Source organism: Sandaracinaceae bacterium (genome assembly GCA_020633055.1).
Classification (GTDB): Bacteria; Myxococcota_A; Polyangia; order Polyangiales; family Houyiibacteriaceae; genus JADJJE01.
Map to the genome: position 1 here is coordinate 110868 of JACKEJ010000010.1, position 24620 is coordinate 135487.

18 protein-coding genes are annotated in these 24620 nt (G+C 67.8%); 16 read left to right on the forward strand and 2 right to left on the reverse strand.

Going from position 1 to position 24620, the window contains the following annotated elements:
* Nucleotides 1-3 precede the first annotated feature (3 nt).
* The 12 genes from H6726_22935 to H6726_22990 all read left to right on the forward strand — a co-directional run bounded on the left by H6726_22935 (nucleotide 4) and on the right by H6726_22990 (nucleotide 15917).
* On the forward strand, nucleotides 4-2133 hold the full coding sequence (locus H6726_22935; protein ID MCB9660518.1) for a DEAD/DEAH box helicase: 2130 nt from the start codon (nucleotides 4-6) through the stop codon (nucleotides 2131-2133).
* Nucleotides 2130-3140, forward strand: a complete 1011-nt coding sequence (locus tag H6726_22940; protein MCB9660519.1) for a hypothetical protein — start codon at nucleotides 2130-2132, stop codon at nucleotides 3138-3140. Before H6726_22935 ends, H6726_22940 begins: the two co-directional genes overlap by 4 nt.
* Before the next feature lie 127 nt (nucleotides 3141-3267).
* Nucleotides 3268-4092 carry a M20/M25/M40 family metallo-hydrolase gene (locus H6726_22945; GenBank protein MCB9660520.1) on the forward strand — a complete coding sequence of 275 codons (825 nt, stop codon included), beginning with the start codon at nucleotides 3268-3270 and terminating at the stop codon, nucleotides 4090-4092.
* Between the two features lie 134 nt (nucleotides 4093-4226).
* A complete protein-coding gene (locus tag H6726_22950) occupies nucleotides 4227-5177 on the forward strand; it encodes a hypothetical protein (GenBank protein MCB9660521.1) in 951 nt (316 codons plus the stop codon).
* Nucleotides 5174-6325 carry a glycosyltransferase family 2 protein gene (locus tag H6726_22955; protein MCB9660522.1) on the forward strand — a complete coding sequence of 384 codons (1152 nt, stop codon included), beginning with the start codon at nucleotides 5174-5176 and terminating at the stop codon, nucleotides 6323-6325. Before H6726_22950 ends, H6726_22955 begins: the two co-directional genes overlap by 4 nt.
* On the forward strand, nucleotides 6322-8577 hold the full coding sequence (locus tag H6726_22960) for an arylamine N-acetyltransferase (GenBank protein MCB9660523.1): 2256 nt from the start codon (nucleotides 6322-6324) through the stop codon (nucleotides 8575-8577). The genes H6726_22955 and H6726_22960 overlap by 4 nt, the downstream gene beginning before the upstream one ends.
* The gene (locus tag H6726_22965; GenBank protein ID MCB9660524.1) at nucleotides 8574-9596 is read left to right on the forward strand and encodes a hypothetical protein; all 1023 of its coding nucleotides are present in this window, start codon (nucleotides 8574-8576) and stop codon (nucleotides 9594-9596) included. The genes H6726_22960 and H6726_22965 overlap by 4 nt, the downstream gene beginning before the upstream one ends.
* Before the next feature lie 53 nt (nucleotides 9597-9649).
* Nucleotides 9650-10189 carry a TIGR00725 family protein gene (locus H6726_22970; protein ID MCB9660525.1) on the forward strand — a complete coding sequence of 180 codons (540 nt, stop codon included), beginning with the start codon at nucleotides 9650-9652 and terminating at the stop codon, nucleotides 10187-10189.
* 121 nt (nucleotides 10190-10310) lie between these two features.
* Nucleotides 10311-10847: a class I SAM-dependent methyltransferase gene (locus tag H6726_22975; GenBank protein MCB9660526.1), complete on the forward strand. Its 537-nt coding sequence runs from the start codon at nucleotides 10311-10313 to the stop codon at nucleotides 10845-10847.
* The gene (locus tag H6726_22980) at nucleotides 10837-11760 is read left to right on the forward strand and encodes a polysaccharide deacetylase family protein (protein MCB9660527.1); all 924 of its coding nucleotides are present in this window, start codon (nucleotides 10837-10839) and stop codon (nucleotides 11758-11760) included. The genes H6726_22975 and H6726_22980 overlap by 11 nt, the downstream gene beginning before the upstream one ends.
* Nucleotides 11761-12024: 264 nt before the next feature.
* Nucleotides 12025-13896, forward strand: coding sequence for a DUF262 domain-containing protein (locus tag H6726_22985; GenBank protein ID MCB9660528.1), 1872 nt, complete (start codon nucleotides 12025-12027; stop codon nucleotides 13894-13896).
* 197 nt (nucleotides 13897-14093) lie between these two features.
* The gene (locus tag H6726_22990; protein ID MCB9660529.1) at nucleotides 14094-15917 is read left to right on the forward strand and encodes a hypothetical protein; all 1824 of its coding nucleotides are present in this window, start codon (nucleotides 14094-14096) and stop codon (nucleotides 15915-15917) included.
* Nucleotides 15918-16008: 91 nt separating this feature from the next.
* On the opposite strand, the gene H6726_22995 is transcribed toward H6726_22990, so the two are convergent.
* Entirely contained in the window at nucleotides 16009-16404 is a 396-nt protein-coding gene (locus H6726_22995) for a hypothetical protein (protein ID MCB9660530.1), read from the reverse strand.
* Nucleotides 16405-16580: 176 nt separating this feature from the next.
* Between H6726_22995 and H6726_23000 the strand changes: the two genes are divergently transcribed.
* Both H6726_23000 and H6726_23005 read left to right on the forward strand, forming a co-directional pair.
* A complete protein-coding gene (locus H6726_23000; protein ID MCB9660531.1) occupies nucleotides 16581-18983 on the forward strand; it encodes a DUF4126 family protein in 2403 nt (800 codons plus the stop codon).
* Nucleotides 18984-19293: 310 nt separating this feature from the next.
* The gene (locus H6726_23005) at nucleotides 19294-20382 is read left to right on the forward strand and encodes a hypothetical protein (GenBank protein MCB9660532.1); all 1089 of its coding nucleotides are present in this window, start codon (nucleotides 19294-19296) and stop codon (nucleotides 20380-20382) included.
* A 22-nt stretch (nucleotides 20383-20404) separates the two neighbouring features.
* On the opposite strand, the gene H6726_23010 is transcribed toward H6726_23005, so the two are convergent.
* On the reverse strand, nucleotides 20405-21940 hold the full coding sequence (locus tag H6726_23010; protein MCB9660533.1) for a hypothetical protein: 1536 nt from the start codon (nucleotides 21938-21940) through the stop codon (nucleotides 20405-20407).
* Nucleotides 21941-22324: 384 nt separating this feature from the next.
* Here H6726_23010 and H6726_23015 point away from each other — a divergent pair, with 384 nt between their 5' ends.
* Nucleotides 22325-23836, forward strand: a complete 1512-nt coding sequence (locus H6726_23015) for a serine/threonine protein kinase (GenBank protein ID MCB9660534.1) — start codon at nucleotides 22325-22327, stop codon at nucleotides 23834-23836.
* Between the two features lie 136 nt (nucleotides 23837-23972).
* The gene (locus H6726_23020; GenBank protein ID MCB9660535.1) at nucleotides 23973-24578 is read left to right on the forward strand and encodes a sigma-70 family RNA polymerase sigma factor; all 606 of its coding nucleotides are present in this window, start codon (nucleotides 23973-23975) and stop codon (nucleotides 24576-24578) included.
* Nucleotides 24579-24620 lie beyond the last annotated feature (42 nt).

Sequence of the window (24620 nt, forward strand, 5' to 3'; positions counted from 1 at the left end):
ACGATGAGCGGTGGCGGCAACGGAGGGGACGCGTTCGATCGCCTGAGCGGCGCGCTCCAATACCAAATCGTGAACACCCTCGGGTGGCCTGCCCTGCGACCAGTGCAGCTCCACACCATCGACGCCGTCCTCGGCGGCGAGAACTGCGTCGTCCTCGCGCCCACCGCCGGCGGCAAGACCGAGGCGTCCTTCTTCCCCGTCCTCTCCGCGATGGACGACGAGGATTGGCGCCCCGTCTCCGTCATCTACCTCTCGCCCATTCGAGCGCTGTTGAACAACCAGGAGGAGCGCGTCAGCTACTACGCTGGGCTCATCGGACGCAGAGCGTTCAAGTGGCACGGCGACGTCACGGCCAGCGCGCGGAAGAAGTTCCTCGCCGACCCGGCCGACATCCTGCTCACCACCCCGGAGTCACTCGAGGCGATGATGATGGGGACGAAGGTCCCCACGCGAGAGCTCTTCGCCGGACTGCGCGCCGTCATCGTGGACGAGATCCACGCCTTCGCAGACGACGACCGCGGCGCGCATCTGAGCGCCGTGCTGGAGCGCCTGAGCCGCTACTGCGGGCGCGACGTCCAGCGCATCGGCCTCTCTGCCACCGTCGGCAACCCAGACGCCATCCTGCGCTGGGTGCAGGGCAGCTCGAAGCGGCCGGGGCGCATCGTGAACCCCGGCGGCGCCAAGAAGACCCCCGACATCTCGCTCGACTACGTGGGCTCCATGGAGAACGCCGCCGTCATGGTCGAGCGCCTCCATCCCGGGCGAAAGCGCCTCGTCTTCGTCGACTCGCGGCGACAGGCCGAGCAGCTCGGCAAGCTCCTGAGCGATCGTGACGTCCTCACCTACGTCACCCACGGCTCCCTCAGCGTCACCGAGCGCCGCGACGCCGAGCGCGCCTTCCACGAAGGGAGCGACTGCGTCATCGTCGCCACCAGCGCGCTCGAGCTTGGCATCGACGTCGGCGACCTCGACCACGTCCTCCAGATCGACAGCCCACCGAGCGTCGCAAGCTTCCTCCAGCGCATGGGCCGCACCGGCCGCCGCAGCGAAACCCGGCCCAACTGCACCTTCCTGTGCACCAAAGACTCGAGCGTCCTACAGGCGGCCGCGATCATCCAGCTCAACGCCGAGGGCTTCGTCGAGCCCGTGAAGCCGCATCGCCGCGCCGCGCACATCTACGCGCATCAGATCATGGCGCTCTCCATCCAGCTCGGCGGCGTGCCCCCTGGAGACATCGACGCCTGGCTGAACGGCGCCACCGCCTTCATCGACCTCAGCGCGGAAGAGCGTGCCAGCGTCATCGAGCACATGCTGACCGAAGAGATCCTCGCCCTCCGCGGCGGTCGCTACCACCTCGGCCCCGCTGGCGAGAAGCCCTATGGCAGCGGCAACTTCCGTAACCTCTACGCCGTCTTCGACGCCCCCCGGCTGATCCACGTCCGCTGGGACACCCGCGACATCGGCACCGTGGACGCCAAGTTCCTCATGACGCTCTGCTCGGAGGACACCCCCGCTACCTTCACCCTCGCCGCGCGCGCGTGGGTCGTCGCGCACGTCGACTGGGAGCGCGGCGTGTGCATCGTCCGCCCCGCCCTTGAGGGCAGAGCCGCCCGCTGGGCCGGCAGCCCCCAGCACCTCAGCTACGAACTCTGCCAGGCCATGAAGCGCATCCTCATGGACGTCGAAGTCGACCCCACGTGGTCCTCCCGCGCCCAGAACGTCCTCGCCACCCAGCGCGCGGAGCACGGCTTCCTCGTCGACGGCCCCCTCAGCATGATCGAGGGCAGCGACGAGATCACCCTCTGGACCTTCGCCGGGGGCGCCGCCAACGTCCTGCTCGCGCGGATGATCGAGAAGGAGCTGGGCGAGAAAGTCATCTCCCGCAACACCTCGCTGACCCTCAAAGGCGACGCCGGCAAGAGCGCCGCCGCCGTCCACGCGGCGTTCGATGCCTGGCGCGCCGAGGGTCGGCCAACAGAAGGGGACGCGCGCGTCCACGCCGAAGGCGCCGTGCGCGGGCGCGTGTCGAAGTTCCAGTTGTGCCTGCCAGAGGCGCTGCTGTTGGACCTGCTGGTGAACGCGGCGGTGGACGTGGAGGGGGCGAGGAAGGTGGTGGAACCGTGTCGAGCATGATGGTCGTCGATGGTCAGAACGAGATTCGAACCTATATGAAGAGGTTTCGACGCATGCTGATCGCCGCGGCGACTGAGCGCGGCGAACACTGGATCGGCTTTCCCGGGGGACGTCGGACGGCGCAACTCTACGTACTTCGGGAACGCGGCATCTGGCTCGCGAACATCGGCGAGCTAGAGAACCGCTACTTCAACGCGTTCGGTCACGTCATGCCAGAGGACCGACAGACGCTTCCGATCGACGTCGAGATCAACGTCCCCCTAGAAGGGATCGACCGCCGCGTCGCTGCGGTGTTCCTGCGGGATGCGAGGGGCAAACTCTATATCGGTCACCGCGGCAAGATCGGAGGTGGGCGACCCGGCGTCGGTCCCGAGCTGTTCTGGTCCCAGTACAGAAACCAAGCCGCGAACGTCATGGACGGCGAAGAAGTAAACCCCGTTGTCGTCCTAGGTGCCCTCGACGACCCCCGACTGGTCGATTCGGTGGTGGACTTCGTCCACCGGATCGCAGAGATCAAGCGGGTCGCGCACGAACCGGAATCCACGTCACCCCGTGAAGAGGACCACGCTCCAGCGCCCTTCGTACCGGAGTTCGAGGGAAGCAAGACCATTCGGGGTCGGGACTACCACGCGACCTGGCACCACGGCGTGGTCGTTCGTCAGCTCGAAGCCGAGCTTCGGAAGCGCGGATACGAGACTTCGAACGATCGAGCACGCGACCTCGTCGCCCGCAAGGGTCGAACGGAGATCGTCTTCGAGGTGAAGACGAGCGCGGCGACCCAGAGCGTCTACACCGGCGTCGGTCAGCTCGTGTTCGGTGCGCCGCGGCGAGGGTCGCGAGGCCAACGCGCCGTGCTGGTCATCCCCGATTCGTACTCGCCGGACCTAGCGGCTGCTCTCGGCGTGGAGAGGATCGAAGTCGTTGGCTATCGTTGGCACGGCGAGACCGTGGAGTTCTCGGGGCTGCCCGGACGCGATGCGCCGTCTGCTCACGTGGCCAAACCATGACGGTCGAGATGCTGACATGAGGGGCCGGGACGCCGTATCGAGGGGACTCAGCGCCGAACTCGGGGTCGCGAGAGTCGCGGCTTTCGATCACCGCGAGCTGCTCGAGCGAGCGATCCACAACCTTCGCGTGCTGACGGCGTTCGACACGAGCCCTGGTGGTGACGGACACGCTCGATGTGTCGATTGGCTCGGCGAACAGCTTCGTTCTCTCGGCTTTTGGGTTCGAGTCGTAGGGGGCGGTCCGCAACCGCCTCTCATCGTGGCCCGGCGGAACGGTACCGGCCTGGACGGTCATGTGGCGATGTACGGCCACTATGACGTCGCGAAGGTCGAACGGGCAGACGCGTGGCGCCACCCTCCACGCGAATGCACGTTGGCGGACGGCCGGCTCTACGGGGTCGGTGTCGCCGACAACAAGGGTCCGCTTGCGGCGAGGCTCGCGACGTTCGAGATGGGCATGCGCACACCCGAGATCTCGTGGTTCATCCAAGGGGAAGAGGAGACCGGGTCGAGCGTCGCTCGCGTGCACCTTCCTGCACTCATGGGTGACCTGCAGCCAGCGATCTGGCTGGACGAGACCGGCTACCACGATGGCGCCGACGGTACTCTCAGGCTCCTCGCGCGCTTGGCCGGGGTTGGCGGATCGAGCGAACCGCCGGACCGTGCGCTGCACGATCTGATGATTCGGTTGGAGAGTCTGGCGCGCGAGTGCGGCGTATCCGCGCGACACGAGTGCCGCCCGCTCAACAAGAACGAGGTCGCGGGGGGCTGTCCGTTCCAGGCCTCACTCCCATCCGGCGCGCGCTACCTCGCGATCGGGGTCAACGACTCCTCGTCCAGCATCCATGGAGCGAATGAATCCATTCCGACCTGGACGATCCCGCTTCACGCGGCGGAGCTCGAGAGCATCTTCGAATGGGCGCATCAGCACGGTGCGTGTGTGCCGGGATGAACGTGCTCTTCGATCCAAACCCGTTCTGTTTCGGATCCGCTTCGACGATGCGAGCCATCATCGATGCCTTGCCAGACGCTCGCGCTCGGGTGCTCGCGGGCGGACCGGTCATCGATCTATGTTCGGATCTGGTCGTGGAGCAGCACGACGTTCGCGACGTCGAGGCGTTGCGCAAACGACCCGACCTCCTCGCCTGGGCCGACGTCTACGTCGCCATTTCGAACAACACGAACGTAGACGTGGTTGCGGCGGCAGGTGTCCCGCTGGTGTTCGTGGACGTCCTCTTCTGGATGAAGCGCCAACGCACGCACGCCATGGACGTGGCCAGTGTCTATGTCATCGAGAACTACCCTGGGGTGGACGCGAGACTCGCCGACCTCCCCGTAGACGGTGCGATTCGAGTCGGTCCCATCCTGGCCCGGTCGAAGCGTGCGTCAGACGGCCGGGCACCGGTCCACGTGAGCATCGGCGGCGCGGCATCTCCGGATCTCGTCCCTGGACGGAACACGCAGTACCCGACTCGAGTCGTAGCGCTCGCGGATCGACTCGCGCAACGAGAGGGATGGCCCTTCCTGGAGGTCGCGATGGGTTCGGCGGCCAGGGCGTCCGTCGTCCCCAGGTCCCGGGCCGGTGCGGTAACGCTCGACGGTGCGACGTACCGCCGTCGACTCACGCAGGCTGACGCGCTGCTCACGTCCCCAGGGCTGAACGGTCCGCTCGAGGCTTTCGTAGCCGAGGTCCCTGTCGTCTTCTTGCCACCCCAGAATCTCACGCAGGTCTTCCATCTACGAGCCTACGAAGAAGCGGGGTTGACTCCCGCGGGGCTCGGACTCGCCGACCTCCTCCCTGGGTTCCACGTAGATGCGCGCGCCCCCGAGGCGGTCGGAACGGCGCTCGTGCTCGACGCCCTGGCACGCCTGTCCGACCGCCACTGGGAGAGCGTACTGGAGCACGTGATGGCTCGACTCGCTGCGGTTCGTACGGAACCGTTCGAGCAGACCCGGCGACAGCGTGCGTGGGTCGACTCGTTGGGGATCGACGGCGCGAGCGAAGTCGCCGACCAGATTCGGAGGCTCGCTTCATGAGAGTCGCCGTCGTCATTCCGACATGCGATCGGCCCGACCTTCTGCCGCGCGCTCTCGCGAGTGTCGCGGGCCAGCGACGCCCACCAGATGAGGTCATCATCGTCAACGACGGAGTCCGTCCGGTTGATGCGCCCGGAGCCCGCGTGGTTCGGTCCGGGCCCTACGCTGGGCCGGGCGCCGCGCGGAACGTTGGCGCGGACGCTACGCGGGCGGACGTCATCGCGTTCCTCGACGATGATGACGAATGGCTCCATGACTACCTATCGTCCGTGTTGCCGACGTTGGATTCGGCGGACCTCGCGCTGACGTCGTTCATCAAGGAGGGCTCGGGTGGCGAGCGCGTGTTCGAGAAGGTGCCGCCGACGACGCTCCACGGCGCCGACTGGGTCATTCGGAACCAGGGCCTTCGTGGCTCGAACGTGGTGGTTCGCGGCGACACCTTTCGCCGACTTGGTGGGTTCGACGAGCTGCTGTCGTGTGGGGAGGACATGGACTTCGCCATACGGGCCGCAGAGGCGCGTGTGAGTTACCGTCGCGTCGCGGAACCTCTCGTCGTCTATCACGCTCATGATGGCGCGCGCCTGACGTCCCGGGGCCCCAGGCACAGGCAGGCCCATCGAACATGGCTCGCGGCCCAGGGCGACCGACTCGGACCTGATCAGGTCGCAGCATACCGCGCTCGCACGCAGGAACTATTTGGCGTGGACCCGGGGCCTCCGCCCTCGCTCGTGTGGATACTGGGGCCGCCAGGAGCCGGGAAGACCACGTGGGCGAAAGGCCACGCCCGCGGCACGGATCGGGTGATGGACGTCGACGAGATCCTGTTTTGGAGGGATGGGGCGGACCTCGGAGTGCGCACCGCCAAGAGGCACCTCGCGTCGATGGTGCGGAGCGTCGAGGAGCAGCGTCCCGTCGGCGACCGTCGGCTCTTCGTCACGGCGGCCTACCTCGACCCCGAGGACCTGGGCGTGTTGGGGTCTCGAGAACACGTGATTGGAATCGTTCCTGCGCGCACCCAGTGGATCGCACGCATCGAACGGAGGGACGGCTACGTGCATGCCGCCCACGCCGAAGAGCACACCAAGTGGGCAACTCGGTGGGGGATCGGGGCGCGTGCGGCCGACGCGGTGGGGGAGGCAGGGGCGTGACGCTTCTCTCTGGAGGCCGAGTCGACGCGTACTTGTCGCGTCTGCGGACCACCGACATCCAGCACGACGGCCATGGGCTGATGCGCCTGCACGCCGCGCACCTCATGGCAGTGCCCTATCACAACCTTCGAGGGCTCGGGCAGGAGCTCGGAGAGCCCGCCCCGCTAGAGGAGGCGGTCGACGATGCGATCGCCGGAGTTGGGGGATCATCCGACCGGACGACGGTCCCATTCACGTTGCTGCTTCAGAGCTTGGGCTTCGACGCCCGGCTGGTGAGCGCGCAGGTGAAGGAGCCAAACGATCACGTGGTGTGCGTCGTCACTGTCGGGGGTCGTCGCTTCCTCTGTGATGTCGGCAACGGTTGGCCGTGTCTTCGCCCCTGGGTCCTGGACGCCGATGTCCAAGAGCAGCAGCACCAAGGCCAGAGATTTCGTTTCGTCCCGAGGAGTCCGCGAGGGCCGGAGTTGCTGCGCGTGTTGCCTGATGGGACCACCAGGACAGCGTGCGTGGTGGATGCGGCGCTTCGGCTGCATGGTGGAGCTCCGCTCGGAGGAGCGTCCCATACGCTGCGGGCGACGTCCGTTCGTACCGATGTGGTCCTCAGCTTGTCTGGACTGACCTACCGGAGGGATACGCGGTTCGGTCGGTTCGAGCGTAGGGTCTGCGGCCGCGAGGGTCTCGAGGCACTCCTCGTGGGTCCTTTCGGTCTGCCCTTGGCGCTGGTGGGTCGGGCGCTGGATCACGTGGCTCGCTGGCGTCCAGACCTGCTCGTTCGGCCACGGTGGTTCGCGCTGGGTTGTGGGGAGATCGGCCAGAGCGCGGGCCTTCCCGTACCGCCACGACGGGTCGTTCCCGACGTGCTGATCACGCTGGCAACCGTGGGTCGCGAGGCGTCTGTTTCGCGATTGTTGGACTCCCTGGATGCCGAGGTCCGGGAGTCTGGTTACCCCGGACGAGTCGGTGCCCTCATCGTCGACAACCACGATGCGCCACGAGCCGCGACGACCGTCTCCAAGGGCGGAACCACGCACTACCGAATTCCCATCACCAACTTGCGGGCTACGTTGGACGAAGCTGCCGCTGCCGGAGCGATCCCGGCCTGGCGGGACGGATCGCCCGCGCCCATCGGGGTGGCGCGCACCGCGCAACTCGCCGCCCTCCGCGCGCATCTCGAGGTGCCTCTGGTCGGCCTCCCCCACCCGACGAACCATCCCACGGTGGTGTGGATGGTGGATGACGACGTTGCGTTCTGTCAGCTCGGAGCCGACGGTGAGCCGCGGCGGCGCACGAACCTTTTGTACCGTGCGGCCAGGTACTGGGCCGAAATGCCGCAGCACGCCGTTGTTCTCGGAACGTTCACCGGTGACCCTCCAGTGCCCGGGTTGGACTGTCTGGAAGGACAGCTCTCGGACCTCGTTGCGTGCGTGCGGGGCTTGTTGGCTGTGGGGCCATATGGCTCATGGCAGCCGCCCCCCACTCCCGCGCCAGTCTTCGACGCGTACTACGACCTTACCGAGTCCGAGCGTCCTGGCTCGCGGACGACCTGGCCCTACGCCGCGCACCAAGTTGGTGAGCCTGCGCGAGCGGTTGCGCTTCGACTCCTGCTGGACATCCCACGACTGCTCGACGGTCAACAGCTGACTCGCCCCCTGACCTGGGATGGGGACGACGCAGACCCCAGGCCCTCGATGCGACGAGGTGGAAACGCGTTGTTCCTCGACCTCGACGCCTTGTTCCGTTGGCCGACACCGGTACTGACGACCAGCGACGGTGTGACCACGCGTCGGGCCGACACGATCTGGGCGGCGCTCGCAGCGGCAGATGACCCCACGGCCGTGGTGGAGGCGACGCTCCCTCTTCTTCATGGCCGTGAAGGGCAGCGTGCAGAACTCGGCACGGACCCGTCGGTCGACGCCGCGCTGCATTCCGCGGCGCAGCTACGGGGAGTCGTTCTCGCGCGGGCAGTTGCTGGGCGACGCTCGATCCCACAAGAGCTTGCGGCCCGTGAACGCAAGGTCTCCGCACACCGTGCCCGAGTGCGGCGTCGTCTGGTCGATCTGGGTCAGTGGGTTAGGGAGTTCCTCGCGTGGCATTGCGAAGACATCGACGAGGCCATCGAGCCGGCGTTGAGGGCGCTCCACGAGCTCGGGCGTCGCACGGAACGCGAGATCCCAGCGGGTGACCCTGCGGAGCTCGAAGCGTTCGTACGCGACCTTCCCGCTTCGACCGAAGCGTGGCGAGGAATCTGGTGAAGGTCATCGTGACAGGAGGCGCCTTCGACGAGCGCGGCGATGGTCTCGTCTGGCTGGCAGATTTCGCCGCTGAGCGCGCCGATGTGCTCGTACGGTGGAAGCCCCCGGAACAATTGAGGGTCGCCGCGAAAGGGTTCGCCGGCGGCAGTCTCGGAGACGACGGTCTCCTCTACGTTGCCGCCCACGCCGCGGTGGTGCGGATCGACCCGAGGTGTGCGGAAGTCACCGGCCTGCTGCACCAGCCGTGCATGAACGACCTGCACCACGTCGCCGTGGTCGGAGGGCACCTCTACGTCGCGAACACCGGCCTCGGCGCCGTCGATGTCTTCACGGTCAGCGGGGAGTTCATGGGAAGTCACAGCCTCCTCCCCGCGTGGGCGAACTCGAAGCGCATGCACGGAGAGCGCGCGCCCGAACCCTTGACCCGTGCACACTTGGCATGGTCGGGGACGCCGCCGACATCATGGCCCGAGTCCGCAGATCGAGGCGATGGCTACTTCACGTCGTCTCGTGAGCCACAGGCGTTTCACCAGCGCAAAGTGCCCGACCATCTTCATGTGAACCACGTGGTGTCACTCGACGGCCGGCTGCTCGCCACGTGCTTTGCCGATGGGTCGCTGCGTGACCTGCGGACGTTCGAGGTCGCAGCGAGCGTAGGCCGACCCTTCGTTCATGACGGAGTCGTGCATGGCAGTTCGCTATGGCTCACGTCGGTCGACGGCACCGTTTTCGAGCTCGATCGCCGGACGCTGGGTGCCCGACGGACGCTGGATGCATGTGGGTCGCGTCATCGCGGTTGGTGCCGTGGGCTCGCGGTGACCTCCGAACACCTCATGGTGGGCCTCACCGAGTCGCGACGAGGCGGGTCGCTGCAGCAGCCCTGGGCACAGGTCGAGACCAGCGGGACCGAGACGAGCGTGCTTCTTCTCGACAAGGCCGGTGGCCGTCTGCTCGCGCGTGTCGAGATCAAGGACAGGGACCGTCACACGAAGCTATACAGCGTGCTCCCAACGACATGACCAAACCTAGCGAATCGCCAAGTCGCGACGCGGAATCGAGCCCGTCGTCGCTCATGAGACCACGACTGCCCGTCGCGGCGGTCGTCGGCGCGAGGTCCGCGTCGGCATCGGCGCTTGTCGTGGCCGAGAGCCTCGGGACGGGCCTGGTGGACGCTGGCTTTCGTCTTGTCACGGGAGGCATGGGAGGCGTGATGGAGGCGGCGTCCCGTGGGGCGCGGCGGTCGCCCCGCTGGACGGATGGCGCGGTGGTCGGTGTCCTCCCTGGCCTGTCCGCGTCCGATGCGAACTCCTTCGTCGACATCGTGATTCCGACCGGTATGAACTACGCACGCAACGTCATCGTCGTCGCGATGGCCGACGTCGTAGTCGCCCTCGGAGGCGGCTCGGGGACGCTGAGCGAGATCGCTCTCGCGTGGCAGCACGGCAAGCCTATCGTCGCGCTGGATATCGGCGAAGGGTGGAGCTCACGCCTTGCAGGAGAGCAACTGGACCATCGTCGGAGGGACGTCGTTCACCGCGCGGGCTGCGTAGGAGACGCCGTCGAGCTCGCTGCGCGACTCGTCGGCACCGTTGAGGGTAGCCGTGGATTCTGAGCCAGAGCTCTCCGAGCGACTGCGCTGGACGCTCGCGTGGCAGTCGCAACACCTCGCGCCAGAGCTGGAGAGGCCCGACGCGGAGCGTCGACTGCGGAGCTTCTGGCGCGAGACACGGCGCATGGACGATGTGATCGAGTTGGTGCGACCCCACGGGGCATCGACAGCGATCGACGTTGGGGGTGGGATGACGACGCCTCTCCGATGGATTCCGGGTCGGAATCTCTGCGTTGACCCGCTCGCCGAGCACTACGCACGCCTGACGTCGCTACCGCTCGAGGGCGTCGACTATCTGGCGGGTGGCGGAGAGTCTCTTCCAGTCGAGCGAGAGACGATCGACCTCGTGATCTGCACCAACTGCATCGACCACACCGACGATCCTGCGGCGATCGTAGCGGAGGTGCGCCGCGTCCTTCGACCCGGGGGTTGGTTCTGGTTCACGTGCGAGGAACATGAGATTGGTGCGAAGCGGAACGCTGGGCATCCACACGCGCTGAACCGTGCTGACATACGAGGCCTCTTGAACGGCCTCGACGTCGTTCTCGATTGGGAGGAACCGTGGCGCGGCGTCCTGCGGTATCTCGTGGGCAGCGAACCTGCCCCTACGTTCGAGCTGGGATTCCTGGCGCGAAAGCCGGAGGTCGCGAATGACGAGTGAGAACGCCGGGACACGCCTGCTGATGCTTCACCGGGTGCTACCTGATGCTCCGGCCGCGTTCGGGCTGCCTAGCTGCTATCGAATCCGTGGGACTGCCATTACGCCAGCGGAGCTGCTGGGGATTCTCGAGCGAACGGCAGATGTGATTTCGCTCGGGGAGCTCGAGCGGACGCTCGCCGATGGATACGAACCGCCCCGCGGGCGGATCCTTACCTTCGATGACGGCTACCGCGAGCACCACGACGTCGTTGCGCCGCTGCTCGAGTCTCGAGGGGTTACTGCGACTTTCTACGTGGCTACGCAGATGCACGCCGAGGGGGCCGTCGCCGCCGTCGACGCGTGGTACTGGGCGCTCGACAACGCGACGCGACCCATGGCGACCATGCGGTTGCCGACTGGTACCGAGTTCCGGGGTGCGGTTGATCGCTTGGAGGGGAAGACCGCGTGGGTCGCGGGCGCACCGAAGATGGCCTTGCTTGCGGCTACGCCGGAGCAGCAACGCGTCATGGTTTCGACCCTGGCGGACTCTCTCGGCTGCGGACTTCCCGAGGATCTCGCTGCTCGACTCTACATGCGGCGAGAAGAGTGGAGAGATCTAGCCGCACGCGGACACCGCATAGGCGCACACAGCGTTCATCATCCGCGCCTCACCCAGCTCGACGCCCACGCGCTTCAACGCGAAGTAGAGGAATCGGTGCGCACCGTCGCCGAACTAGGGGAGCCGGTCGCCTTCGCGTACCCTGACGGGGCGCTCGATGACCGAGTGGTCGCGGCTGTCCGCCGGGCTGGAGTCTCGTCGGCCGTTACATGCATGCCGGGGGTCGCTACGGCAGGCGTCGAGTTGTTGCGGCTTCCGCGTGAGTTCGTGAGCCCCTCGCCGGATGGTGTGCGACCTTTGGCGTGCCCTCAGTAGGACGCCCTCTTGGATCTAGGATTTCTACGTTCGCGACACCGACGATCTCCTTTCGCCGTCCACCTGTACCGTCGCGCCATGGAGCCGCACGCCCCGCGGCACCGTTAGCATCACGATGCCCGCAACGGCAGAGCGGACACGAACTTCGCAATCGACGGCCCTGCATGGCGCCTCATCGTGCTGGTTCTCGCCGCGACCGACACGGTAGCCTTCCCCACGGCCGAGATCGTCGCACCCCGCGACGCGCGCCGAGACAAGGAGACCATGGCGACGTTCGACTCCACCAAGACGCGGCTCGCGACCGTGCTCGACGACATCATGAGCGGGAAGATCCAGCTCCCGGACTTCCAGCGCGGCTGGGTCTGGGACGACGAGCACATCCGCTCGCTGCTCGTGTCCATCGCCCGCGCGTTCCCAATCGGCGCCGTGATGCTGCTCGAGACCGGGGGCGACGCGCGCTTCAAGGTCCGGCCGGTGGAGGGTGTCACCGGGCTCCACCCGGCGACCTCGGCGGACCTCGCGGAGAAGCTGATCTTGGACGGGCAGCAGCGCCTCACCTCTCTCACCCAGGTGCTCAAGATGCACACGCCCGTCCTCACGAAGGACCCGAAGAAGCGCGTCCTGCGGCGCCACTACTACATCGATATCGATATGGCGCTCTCCGGCCCGGAGCACTACGACGAAGCGGTGATCGGGGTCGATGAGGAGCGCACCCTGCGCACGAACTTTGGACGGGACATCACGCTCGACCTCTCTTCGTCGGAGAAGGAGTACGCGAACCTCCACTTCCCATGCGACCAGATCCTGAACTCGGACGCTTGGGAACAGGGGCTCCACGAGCATCGGCCCGACCGGTTCGGCGCGTACATGACGTTCCGCAAGACCGTCCTAGAGCAGTTCCGCAGCTACGACGTGCCGGTCATCGAGCTGAAGAAGGACAACACCAAGGAGGCGGTCTGCCTGGTGTTCGAGAAGGTGAACACCGGTGGCGTCCAGCTTTCCGTCTTTGAGCTGGTCACCGCGACGTATGCGGCCGACGGTGTGAACCTCCGCGACGAGTGGTACGGCAACGCAAGCGACGGCATCGAGGGGATCGGGCCGAGGCTCCACCACCAGCCGCTCCTCCGCGACGTGCAGCCGACCGACTTCCTGCAAGGATTGTCGCTACTGCACACGTACGCCCGTCGGCGCGCCGACCTCGCCGACGGGAAGACGGGGAAGCAGGTCACAGGCGTGAGCGCGAAGCGGGAGTCCGTGCTGGGCCTCCCACTGTCGGCGTACAAGAGCCTGCGCGAGCCTCTGTTCCGCGGGTTCTGGCTGGCGGCCAAGTTCCTTCGCAAGGAGTCCTTCTTCTCGCGACGGGACACCCCGTACCGCACGCAGCTCGTGCCGCTCGCGTGCATCCTGACGCTCCTCGAGGACCGCTGGCTGGAGCCAAAGGCGTACGACCGGCTCGCGCGCTGGTTTTGGTCCGGGGTGCTCGGCGAACTCTACGGCGGCGCCGTCGAGACGCGGATGGGGAACGACCTACAGGAAGTCATGGCGTGGATCGATGGGTCCGAGGTCGAGCCGGGCACCGTCCGTGACGCGAACTTCCAGCCGGCACGCCTCGACACGCTGCGCTCACGCAACAGCGCGGCGTACAAGGGAATCCACGTGCTGATCCAGCGCAATGGCGCGAAGGACTGGTTTTGGAAGACGACAATCCGAGAGCTGGACGAAACGGATTGGGAGGAGTGCAAGCTCGACATCCACCACGTCTTCCCAAAGGACTGGTGCCAGAAGCGCGGGATCCCGCCGAAGCGCTTCGACTCGATCCTCAACAAGACGCCCATCTCCTACAAGGCGAACCGCATGATCGGCGGACGCGCGCCCAGCGCGTACCTGGAGCAGCTCGCGGCGCACGCGCAGGTCCAGCTCGACAGCGCAGCGATGGACGCGTTGCTCGCGACCCACTTCCTAGACCCGGGCTTCCTTCGGAGCGACGACTACGACGGCTTCATCGAGGCGCGCCGGCGGACGCTCTTGGCCGAGATCTCTCGCGTGATGGGGAAGCCGCTTGTCGCGAGCGAAGAGCCAGGGGTGGACGATGGAGACGAGGACGACAGCGGCGAAAACGACGACGTCGTCGACTGAACCGGGGAGGACGAACAGTCGCTCGCCGTCCCAAGTGTAGTCCACCGCGCATCCAACCCCCGTCGTCTCCCCCGGCTCCGCGAGTTGCGCTACGGTCCGCGCCGAGCACGCCCGGAGGACGCAGGCGTGCGACGAGCGGAGCCGTGCAAGGAGTGACTGTGACGAGCGAGCGAGTTCGGGCCGGACGCTGTGCATCCATGATGAGCGTGGCGGCGATGGTGGTGGGCTGCGGCTACCCTACGCCCTACACCGTGTCCCGTCTGCAGCGGGACGCGCAGCGGCGTCCGTCGCGCGCGCTGGTCCACTACCTGGGTCAGCCGGGCGCGGACGTGGCCGTCTGTCGTCCGGGCGCGCCGGAGTACAGCCTGCAGGCGTTCGCTGACGACGACGCCGAGGACTTCAACGACGCGCTGCTCGCGGGACGTGTTTCGCCGGCTGCGTACGAGGGCTGCAGCCTCGCGTACTTCTCGGCGCCCGACGGACGCGCGCTGCGCGGTTGGGTGTCTGCTGCGCTGGACGTGTTCTTGCGGACGGCGCCCGGTACGTCCTCGGCGGAGGAGATCAACGCGACGACGTTTCGTGTCTTGGCGGCTGGTCCGCAGCGGATTGCGCTGTCGGACGACGAGATGGCGGCCCTGGTGGTCCGTCGCGACGACGCGCGTTCGGCCGGCCCGGCGCGTGAGCGCGCGGCGACGCTGCTGGTGTCCGCCGAGCTCGAGCGCGGGCCGTACCGTGGCCAGCCGGTGACCGAGGCATCGCTCGGCAGCGTGGAGGACGAGGCCTTGTTGCTGCAGATGCGCGCGCGCCTGCCGGCCCCGGCTCAGCGCCGGGCGGCGACCGAGCGGCTGGTGGCCATCCGCATCGCGGCGAGCGACGACCCCCACGTCACGGGTGACCCTACCGCGCATGCGCGCATCGTCGCCACCGGGCGCAACGCCCAGGCCGTGCCGCGGGAGCACATCGAGCGCGCCTGGTTCGAGGGTGCCGCCACGGACTTCACGGTGGTGGTGCAGCAGGACATCGCGCGCGGGTCGTCGGCACTGGGCGCCTTGCGCGCGGGCGAGCAGCACATCGTGCCCACCCTGGACCTTCGCCCGGGGTTGCGCATGTCGGTCGCGGGCTTCGCGCGGCCGCTGACGCTCTGCGCACCGGCCGACGAGGTGAGCGTCCAGCCGTGTGTCGACGCGGCGAGCCTGGCCATCGCGAGTCCCGCCGCGCGCATCGACGCCGAAGGCACGGTGCACTTCGCCGAGGCATTGCGCACGGTCGACGTCATCGCGCTGGTGTCCGAAGCGGGCGTCATCCCGCTGCCCATCGAGCTGGACCACACGTTCCTGTTGAGCGTCACGCCGCGAGTCCAGATCGAGGCGCCCCGATCGCTCGTGTTCGACGGAGGACCGCCGCTGGTCGTCGCGCTGCGGCGGACCCCTCACGTCTGGGTGGTCGATGTGAGCGGCCCCAACGGGAGCGTCGTGGTCGCGTTGCCGCCCACGGAGACCCACGGGTTCGTGGTGGTCAGCCGGGGGCCCCCGGGAGCGTCAGGGACGATGGGTCACGCTGGAACCGCAGGCTCGTCGGGGATGAACGGTATGCCCGGCGGGTGCCCGAACCGCTCGGGTGGCAACGGCGGCGACGGTCGTCCCGGCGGACGAGGTGGAGACGGCGGGCCCGGCGGCAACGGCGGAAACGGAGGTCCCATCGAGGTGCGCGTGGTGTGCAACGCGGCGAGCTGCCCGGAAGACGAGCGGCTAGCCCTCGCCCTGGTGCAGAGCGTCGGCGGCCAGGGCGGCCAAGGCGGCCAGGGCGGCGCTGGGGGTCGCGGCGGCAGGGGCGGAAGCGGCGGAAGTGGCGCGTACTGTCCTGGCTACGGGCGCTACGGCGAGCCCGGGTATCGCGCGGCGAGCAGCGTCAGCGGCGGGCGCTCGGGCAGCAACGGTATGGATGGGGCGCGCGGCAACACGGGTCGTCGCGGCGCAAACGGCGCGGCAGGGCCGATCACGCTCGTGCGCGTCCGCGAGTGACGAACTCGAGTCGGTGTATGAAGGCGTGCTGGACTGAGCGCAGGGTTCGAGCCGGATGGAGGGGCGGTCGTTCATTGAACCTGTCAGCCCGCTACCGCGCGGCAGGCTCGATGAACACGGAGCACACGCTGGTCCACGCCTGTCCAAGCCCGGCGACACAGAAGTCCGAGGGGGCGGTGGCGCCGTCCAGCACCGAGACCTCCACCACCCGGCTGTCGTTCGCGGCGAGGTTGCCACTGCACGCTAGAGCTGCGCCGAGGCGCTCTTGGTCGCCGTTGCGTTGAACGCCCACGCGCACGCAATGCGAGCCGGGCGACCAGCCCATGTTGGTGAACGTGCAGGCGGCGTCCCCGTTGCCTCGCACGGAGCACGACTGCTGCACGCTCGCGCCGACGCCGGAGTTGTTGAACGCGAACTCTGCCGACCAGGAGAGCACCATCCAGAACAGGATGACGGTGAGAATGACGGACTGATACTTGGAGGTCATCGCAGCGGTGTACCGCGGCATGCCGGGCCAACCTGTATGCCCGTTGCGAGGCACTGAACGGATGACCGGGTTGGACGCCAGCGACGTTGCCACGACGCGCAAGGGGCGTGATAGCGTCCGGACAGCTCGGTTGGAGCACAAGTGAACTGCGGGAGGACGCCGAAATGATCGCTCACATGATTCACGCGCTGGGGGCTGGTGGCCCGTTCGCGAGCCGCGCGTTCCTTCCGGCGTTCGTGGTGGCGATGCTGCTCCGCTTCGGAGTCGGCTGGGTGGGCGGCGAAGGAACGCAGTTGGAGCTGGCTGCCGCAGTCGCAGCGCAGAGCGCGTCCTGGTTCACGCACGACGTCACGCTGTGGGTGTTGGGCGTTCTCAGCTTCCTGGAGCTGGCGGCCACCAAGAGCCAGGAGCTGCGCGAGCTGCTCGGCCAGCTGGATCCGCTGGTGAAACCCGTCATGGCGGGCCTCACCACGCTGGGCTTCGTGTCGACGACCGACGTGGAGATCGTCGAAGCCAGCAGCACGCTGGCCGCTGGGGTGGGGAGTGGGGGCTTCGCGCTGCTCGCCGCTGGAGGGACGTTTGCAGCCACGTGGGTCCGGCGAGAGCTCCTGGATTTCGTCGAGGAGATCGACGCCGACGACACGCTGGGTATCGCCAAGGCCATCTCGTGGTTCGAGGAATTCTGGGTCATCGGCCTGGTCTTCCTCACGGTGGTCCTGCCGTTCGCGTTCATGGCCATCGTGGCCGTCGGAATGGCGCTGATGGCGTGGATCAACCGAGAGTTGGAGCGGCGTGCCGAGCTGAACAAGGTGGCTTGCGAGCACTGCGAGCGCCCCGTGTTTGCTTCCGCCCCGCACTGCCCCGCGTGTGGGCTAGCGAGAACGCAGGTGTGCGACGTCGGCCCGTTCGGGCAACCAAACCTGAACAGCGTCGTCTCCGACGTCGAGAACCAGCCCCTGCGGCTGCTGAGCAAGCGCAGATGCAGCATGTGTGCGTCCGCGTTGACCGAGCGCACGCCGTATCAAACGTGCAAGAGCTGCGAGCGTCCCGCCTTCGCGAACGACGCCGAGATTCAACGATACGTGGCGTGGGTGGGCGCCCGCGAGAAGCAGGTCCTCGTGGTGTGCCTCGTCCTGCCACTGGTCCCTCTGTTGGGCGTCGTCGCGTCCATCGCGTACTACCGAGTGACGCTGGTGTCTCCCTATCGCCGGTACGTTCCCGCGCGGCGTGCGTTGGTGGCTCGGTGGAGTGCTCGCTTCGTCACCACCGCGCTCTTCGCCGCTCAGTGCCTGCCCGGCGCCATGTCCGTGGCGGCGCTGATCAACCATCGGGTCTTCCGACGCGCTTTCCTGGGCTATGCCGCCCACGCAGGCAGCGCACAGCCCAGCGCGGAGAGTAGCGCCACCGGGCCTGCAGTCGTCCGATGGAGCCCCTCTGTCATCGATACCTTGCGGCGGCAGCGAAGGGTGCTCGTGGCGACCATGCTGATGGCTGCGGTCGCGCTACCCATCCTCGCCGCCACGCTGCTGCGCGCGAGCGGTGCCGACGCGCTCGCCCTGCCGCGCTGCCCAACCCCGGCCGAACAACTGGTGGGTACGTGGCGCGCACGTCCATACCTGGTGGAGACGTACGAGTGGGGGGGTGCGTACACGCTGCAGGTGCTGGTTCCCGAGATGCTCGGCGGGTTGATGCCCGAGACCGAGCTCATGACCCTGGAAGGCACGTACGCGGTCTACGAAGGCGACGTGGTGATCACGACCATCGCGGGCATCTCGCGCGCCTACGCCTTTGGGGTGCGGCACGGCACGCAGCTCGAGATGACCGGGGAGACCGCAGTGACCACGACCTACGAGCGTGTGGGCGAGCCTCCCCCCGGAGTGGCCATGTGCCCACGCACTCCCCCCGCCGGCCTTGGGGTTCCCGTCGTCGGTGACGCCGCCGCACCTGCTACGGAGCCGAACGTTCCACCCCACACGCGGCCTCCCGGGCCAGCGGTGGCGACGACTCAGCCCGGCACCGAGCCCGGCACCGGTGCCGCGGGGACCCCGGACCCCACGAGCACGACGCAGCCAACCGTGCCTGCCGAGCCGCTCGGTTGGCTGCCGCTGTTGCGCCCGTGGTCGCGCCTGCACCTGCACACGTCGGAGTGCGACGAGGGTGCGTACGACCACTTGCAGACGCACGCCGTCCCCACCCTCACCTGGACGCCACCGCAGGGACCATCCGTCGTGATGCGCATGGACCGAGTGGAGCGCGCAAGCGGATCGATGCTGATCCTGCTCGCGCAGCTCGGAGATGACCCGCCGTTGGAGTTGCTTCGCTACGGCCCGGTGACTCACTCGGGATGCCAAGACGACCAGAGTACCGTCGGCTACGTCGGCATTCGCGAAGACGGGACGTTGCTTGTTTCGATGGAGCGCTTGCCGCAGCGGCGCGGAGCGTCCGAGCCTGCGCGCGCGGGCCACACGCTACGCGCCATCGTCCGCTGGAACGCCGCCACTGGCCGCGCAGACACCGTCGACTCGTGGGAGGGACGCGTCGTGGAGGTACCCGCCCACTTGCGGGTGCGGAGCCGGTAGCTCCCATCCGCGACATCACCCGGCCGCGCGACTGTCAGCTCTTCAACTACCTGCCGCGGCCCGCGTGAGCTTCGCGGAGGCGCACGGCGACAACCAAGTGTTCGACCGCTTCGAGGAGACCATCGCGGACAGGTGCCGGTGGGTGCTGAACACCGTCGGCCTGTGACCCCCACGCGTGGACGCGCCGCGCGAAGCTCGACCCCAGTTGGCAACCGTCACACATGGCTACGCCCGGCGCCAACCGCATTGGCATGCGCCCCCACGAAACGTCGAGCAACGCGTTGGAACGGCGCTTGCGAACACGAGGCGCGTGCCCCACCGACCTCTCATCGTGTTCGCCATCAGCGCAGCGCTCCTCGGGCGCCCGGCTCCTGCGGCAGCCTGCTCGTGCGCGGAACGCTTCGAACCCGTGGAGACGCACGAGCGGTCGCTCGAGTGGACGGCCGACGGCTGGCCGCCGCCGGAGGAGCTGGCCGATGCCGACGGTCCCCTTCTGCTCACCGTGGAACGCGCGGAAGACGTGGGCGCGCTCGAGCTGTGGGTGAATGGGCAGGCGCGTGCGTTCTCGGCGCGCACGGTCGACGACGACGCGCTCTGCCCCAGGCATCTCGTCGCGCTGGTCCCCGATGAGCCCCTGCGGGAGGGCGACACGCTCCGCGTCGAGAACGGGCTGCTGCGTGAACGGCTTGGCGCTGGCCCCATCAACGAGCCGAGCTACGCGTTCGAGCGCACCGTGGGCGTTGGACGGCCACAGCGCGCGGTCGAGGTGACGGCGCGCGTCGAGTGGGTGCCCGAGTGGCCCCACACCTTCGTCGGGTCGTGCATTGGCGACCAAGTCGCGGGCCTCGAGACGCAGGGCACGGCGGTCCTCACCGTGGAGACAGCCGACGCCCAGGTCGACTACGTGGTGCGCGCGACGATGGACCTCCCCGACAGCACGGCGTTCCGCGCATTGGCGACGAGCGTGGTGCACGCCGAGCTGATCGACGGCGAGCCCGTGGTGACCGCAGAGGGCGGCAGCCGGGCGCGGCTCTGGATGCCACTGACCCACTCCAGCAACGGGCCACAGTGCGTGCGCGTCGAGGTGTTCGACGAGCAGCTGCTGCCCGTGCTCGACGAAGCGTTCTGTCCGACCGAGTGGGACCCCAGCCGGCCTACGGTCGAGCACACGTTCTCGACCACCCTACGCGAGCTGCCCTCCCCGCCCGTGCCGTCGGAAGCGCAAGCGCTGACGTGCGGCGCGCTGACCTCGGGCGCGCCAACACCGAGTGCGCCCAGCGGTCTCGCGTTCGCGGTGGCGTTGGTCTGGCTCAGCGCGAGGCGTCAGCGGCGCGCCACGCTCGAGCGCGTGATGACGCTCGAACCCCTGGCGAGCGCCGCGGGTCGTCCGTCGACCTAGCCCACGAGCGCGGGCCGTCCGCCTACCAAACCCCGCACGACGAGAAGACCTGGATGCCCCAACACTGCAGGCAGCCGTTTGCTTCGAGTCCACACGCCCAGTTGTTTTGTCCCGAGGTCATCGTCACGGTCGTGTCCGCTGGCACGATGGGGATCTCGCCCCAGCAGTGAATGCGCTCATCATCGGTGCGACCGCATGCGTACGACGGCCCGACGGCGAGCTCCTCGAAGACCAGTCCCACGGGGACCACGGGCGGCGTCGGGACGGGCCGCCAGTTCATGCAGGACGTCGTGCCATCCTCTCGCGTCGCACACATCTGCGACCCGCCTGCGACCAACAGGCGCGCCTCACTGCCGAGCTCCGCGACGAACGACGTCGCAGAACACCCCCAGCACTCGAAGCTGTTGTCCGCTCGCATCCCGCAGGTGTGACACGAGCCCGACGTGAGCGACGAGAACGCGCCCGTGGCCGGTGTCGTCTGGCCCGACGCCGACTCTCCCCAACAGACGACCGTCCCGTCTGCCTGTCGGCCGCACGTGTGCGCCTCGCCCGAGACGAGGTCCTCCACGCGCAGATCCGCGGGTGGCGCGGTTTGGCCTCGGTGGTTGCGACCCCAGCATTCGACGCTTCCGTCTGCCAGTCGGCCGCACGTGTGGTCCCCGCCGGGCGCCACCTGAACGAACGGGCGCCCCGGTGGAGGCACCGCTTCACCGTAGACCGAGCCGCCGCGACAGAGCGTCTCGCCGTCCACGGAGACTCCGCACACGTGGTCGCCCACGCCGACACTCTGGAAGCGAACGTCCTCCGAGAAGGGATGTCCGAACACGGTGGTTTCGTTGTTCCAGCACACCACGCCGCCGCTCGGCTCGACAGCGCACCCGCCCGCCCCTGCGACGTGGAGCGCCGCGAAGGTGCCGTCCACACTCGGCGCGCTCGTCCCCCAGCACGAGAGCAACCCGGCGGAGTCCAATGCGCAGACGCCATCGCGCCGAGCGGACACGGCCGTGTAGCGCTCCGAGGACGGTCCCACGGGCGCGCCGTCGGGTGCGTTGCCCCAGCACACCAGCGAGCCATCATCGCGCAGCGCGCAGCCGAACCCGAACCCGAGTGCCACGTCGGCGAAGTCGGTGCCGGCCGGGGGTGTCAGGAACGTCGCCTGAGGAACGCCCCAGCATGAGAGCGACCCGTCGAGGCGAATGGCGCACACCCCGAGAGACGCGGTGTCGAAAGCCCGATAGCGGTCGTCCGTCTCGGGGACGAGCGGGGCGAGGGTCCCAAAGCATCGAACCCTCCCCGAGGGGTCGAGGCCGCACGTGTAGTCGGTGTTCGCATCGAGCGCGGTCACCCGGAAGTCTGCCGGCACAAGAGTCTTTGCGAAGCCCGAGGATCCCCAGCAGATGGCGCGACCGTCGCTCGAGAGGCCACACGCGTGGTCACGTCCCACCGTGATAGACGCGAACTCCATGTCGGTGGGCGGCATGGCTTGGCCGTCGTAGTTGAGGCCCCAACAGAGGGCCCTACCCGCAGCGTCCAAGCGGCACCCGAGCGCATCGCTCACGTCGATGCGCCGTGCTCGTTGGACGCAGGACCCCGTCTGGGCGATGAGTTCGGCGCATGCCCCAGGGTCGACGGTCGCATCCGCGCTGCCGTCCGGGACGGCGCCGTCAGACGGTGTTGTGGTTCCCGAGCCACCGCATCCGGTCCAGAGCAGCAAGCACATCGCAACCAGTCCCGTTCGGCTCCTCATCTGGTGATGATAGGGCGGCGCACCGTCATCCTCAAATTCTTCCTGAACGTCTCGCGCGAGGAGCAGCGCTTGCGGCTTCGAGCACGTGTGGCTCTGACCGGAACACACGGTCCGGCCGAGGCGGAGTGTGTTCACAAGCGATTTCCCGTGAAGACCGCTAGCGACGGCGTGGCAGTCTCGGTGTAGTCTCGCCGGGTGTCGTGGACGGTCGCGAGTATCGGAACGGCCTTGGGAGGGGCGCTGCTTCGCCACGAGATCCTGGGCAGCGCTGCGCCGTTCGTGGACGATCGTTACCTCGTCACCCGGGTCCTGGGCCGCGGTACGTCGGGGGTCGTCGTGGAGGCGTGGGACAGTCGCCTAGCGCGCGCACTCGCCATCAAGCTCGCCCCCGTCTCCTCGGCGTCGGCATCGATGCTCGACGAAGCGCGCACGCTGGCGCAGCTGCGGCGTCCGCCCAACATCGTTCACGTGTACGAGGCCGCCCGTGGGCGGCTGACCCTGGACGACGGGGACGTCTCGGTGGACTTCATTGTGATGGAGCTCATCCGCGGCACCACCCTGCGTTCTGTCACTGCCGCCCCCGGCATGACCCCTGCCCGCGTCGTCGAACTCTACATCGGGGTTCTGCGCGGCATGGTGTTCCTGCACGAGCACGGCATCGTCCATGGCGACATCAAACCCGACAACGTCCTGGTGGACAGCAGCGGCGCCCCCATTCTCGTCGACCTCGGGTTTGGAGCCGTCATCGCCGAGAGGGGTGTCGGAGTACGACGCGGCGCGATACAAGGCACGGCGCCCTACATGGCCCCCGAGGTGCGTCGCGGCGAGATTCGCCGACGGAGCGATGTCTATGCCGTGGCCGTCTCGATCTGGGAGACGCTCGCTGGTGAGCCACCGTTTGCCGCGGAGAGCCCAGAAGCCAACATGTTCGGGAACGTGCGCGGCCAGCGAGGTCGGGAGCGGATTCCACGGACGCTGATCCGCATGCTGCAGTCGTGCATGCGACCCAATGCGAGTCGCCGGCCAACGTCCGCAGCGGTGTTGCGTGCCTTGGAGAGGTCCTCGCTCTTCGTGAGCGGAACCTTCCAGCGCACACTGAAGGTCGGCGCCGCGGCCTCGGTCGTCGTCGCCGTGGTCGCGGCATCGAACGGGAGCCTTCAGAACTTGTGGTCGTCGTCGGAAGCGCCCACCGCGCCGGACGCGTACCCGCTCGGGGAAGCCGGGGACGGTTCGGACGGCGACCCATCGTCCGCCACGCGCGAGTCACCCGCCCACCCGCGAAGTGCCCTGGAGTCCGCTGGAGCTGAAGTGCACGAGGCATATCGTCGCTGGTATCGACACTACTTCGAGCGCAACGTCGAGGCTCACTACGCCGCCTATCACTTTCCGTTGGAGACCTTCTACGGCTTGTCCGGCGGCGTCTCGCGGGAGCGACTCGAGGGCCTGCAGCGGGGGGTGGACCTCCGCTACGCGGCTGCCATGCCCGTCACGCGTCGCTGCTCGTATGCGGCCCCTGTCTCGCCAACGCGCGTGTTCGTCCTGGAGCGGAGCTGCTCATCGAGGGAGCAGGTCTTCCGCTTTCTGGAGTACCGGCGCGGACCCGACGGCTGGAAGATCCACCGCGAGGCGGACTCCGCGCGGCATCGCGGTTGGGACGTGGAGCGAGTCCTCGAATACGCACAACGCTGGGACCCGTCGCTCAGGTAGCGCGACGTGCAGTTTTTCTGAGCTGATTTCCCCGTCGTTGGCTCGACGACCCTCGAGCGGAGATGCACGCACAGCTGACGGCGCTGTGGCAGCGTGTCGAGCGGCTCGAGACTCAGGACCGCGCGCGAGTGTGTCCATGACCAGCCCGAACGACACCATTGCCGAAGGCCTGTCGGCGGCGCTAACCTCGCTCGATGAGGGCAAGGACATGTCCCAACTGACGGCGCAACAACGCACCCAGGTCGATGCGCTCATCAAGAGTGAGTGGCCCAAGCTGGAGCGCTTCTTCCGTTCCAAGGTCCCGTACGGCGACATCCAGGACGTGGCCCAGAACACGTTGCTCGCGTACGTCAAGCGAGTCGGAACCCCGATCAAGGATCAAAGGGGCTACCTGTGGCAGATCGCCCGAAACCAGGTGGCCGACATGTACCGTCGCCGCCGCGTGCTCCCCGACGGCTTCGACAGCAGCGTGCACTCTGTCATGAACTTCGGTCCCACGATGAGCAGCGTCATCAACCGCAAGAACCAGCTCACCAAGGCGCTTCAGAGCCTCGCGCTCGACCAGCAGACAGCCATCGAGCTGAAGTACGGCGAAGGGCTGACAGACTCTGAGGCCGCCATCGCATTGGAGGTCAGTGTGGCGACCTACAAACGCTATGTGAGCGCGGGGCTCTCGACGCTCCGCGACCAGTACGGCGTCACCGATCTCGAGCAGCTGGGCGACGCGTACCGCAACGGCTGACGTCGCGTGCCGAGAGTCGCGACGTCGTGCCACGCGGACGTC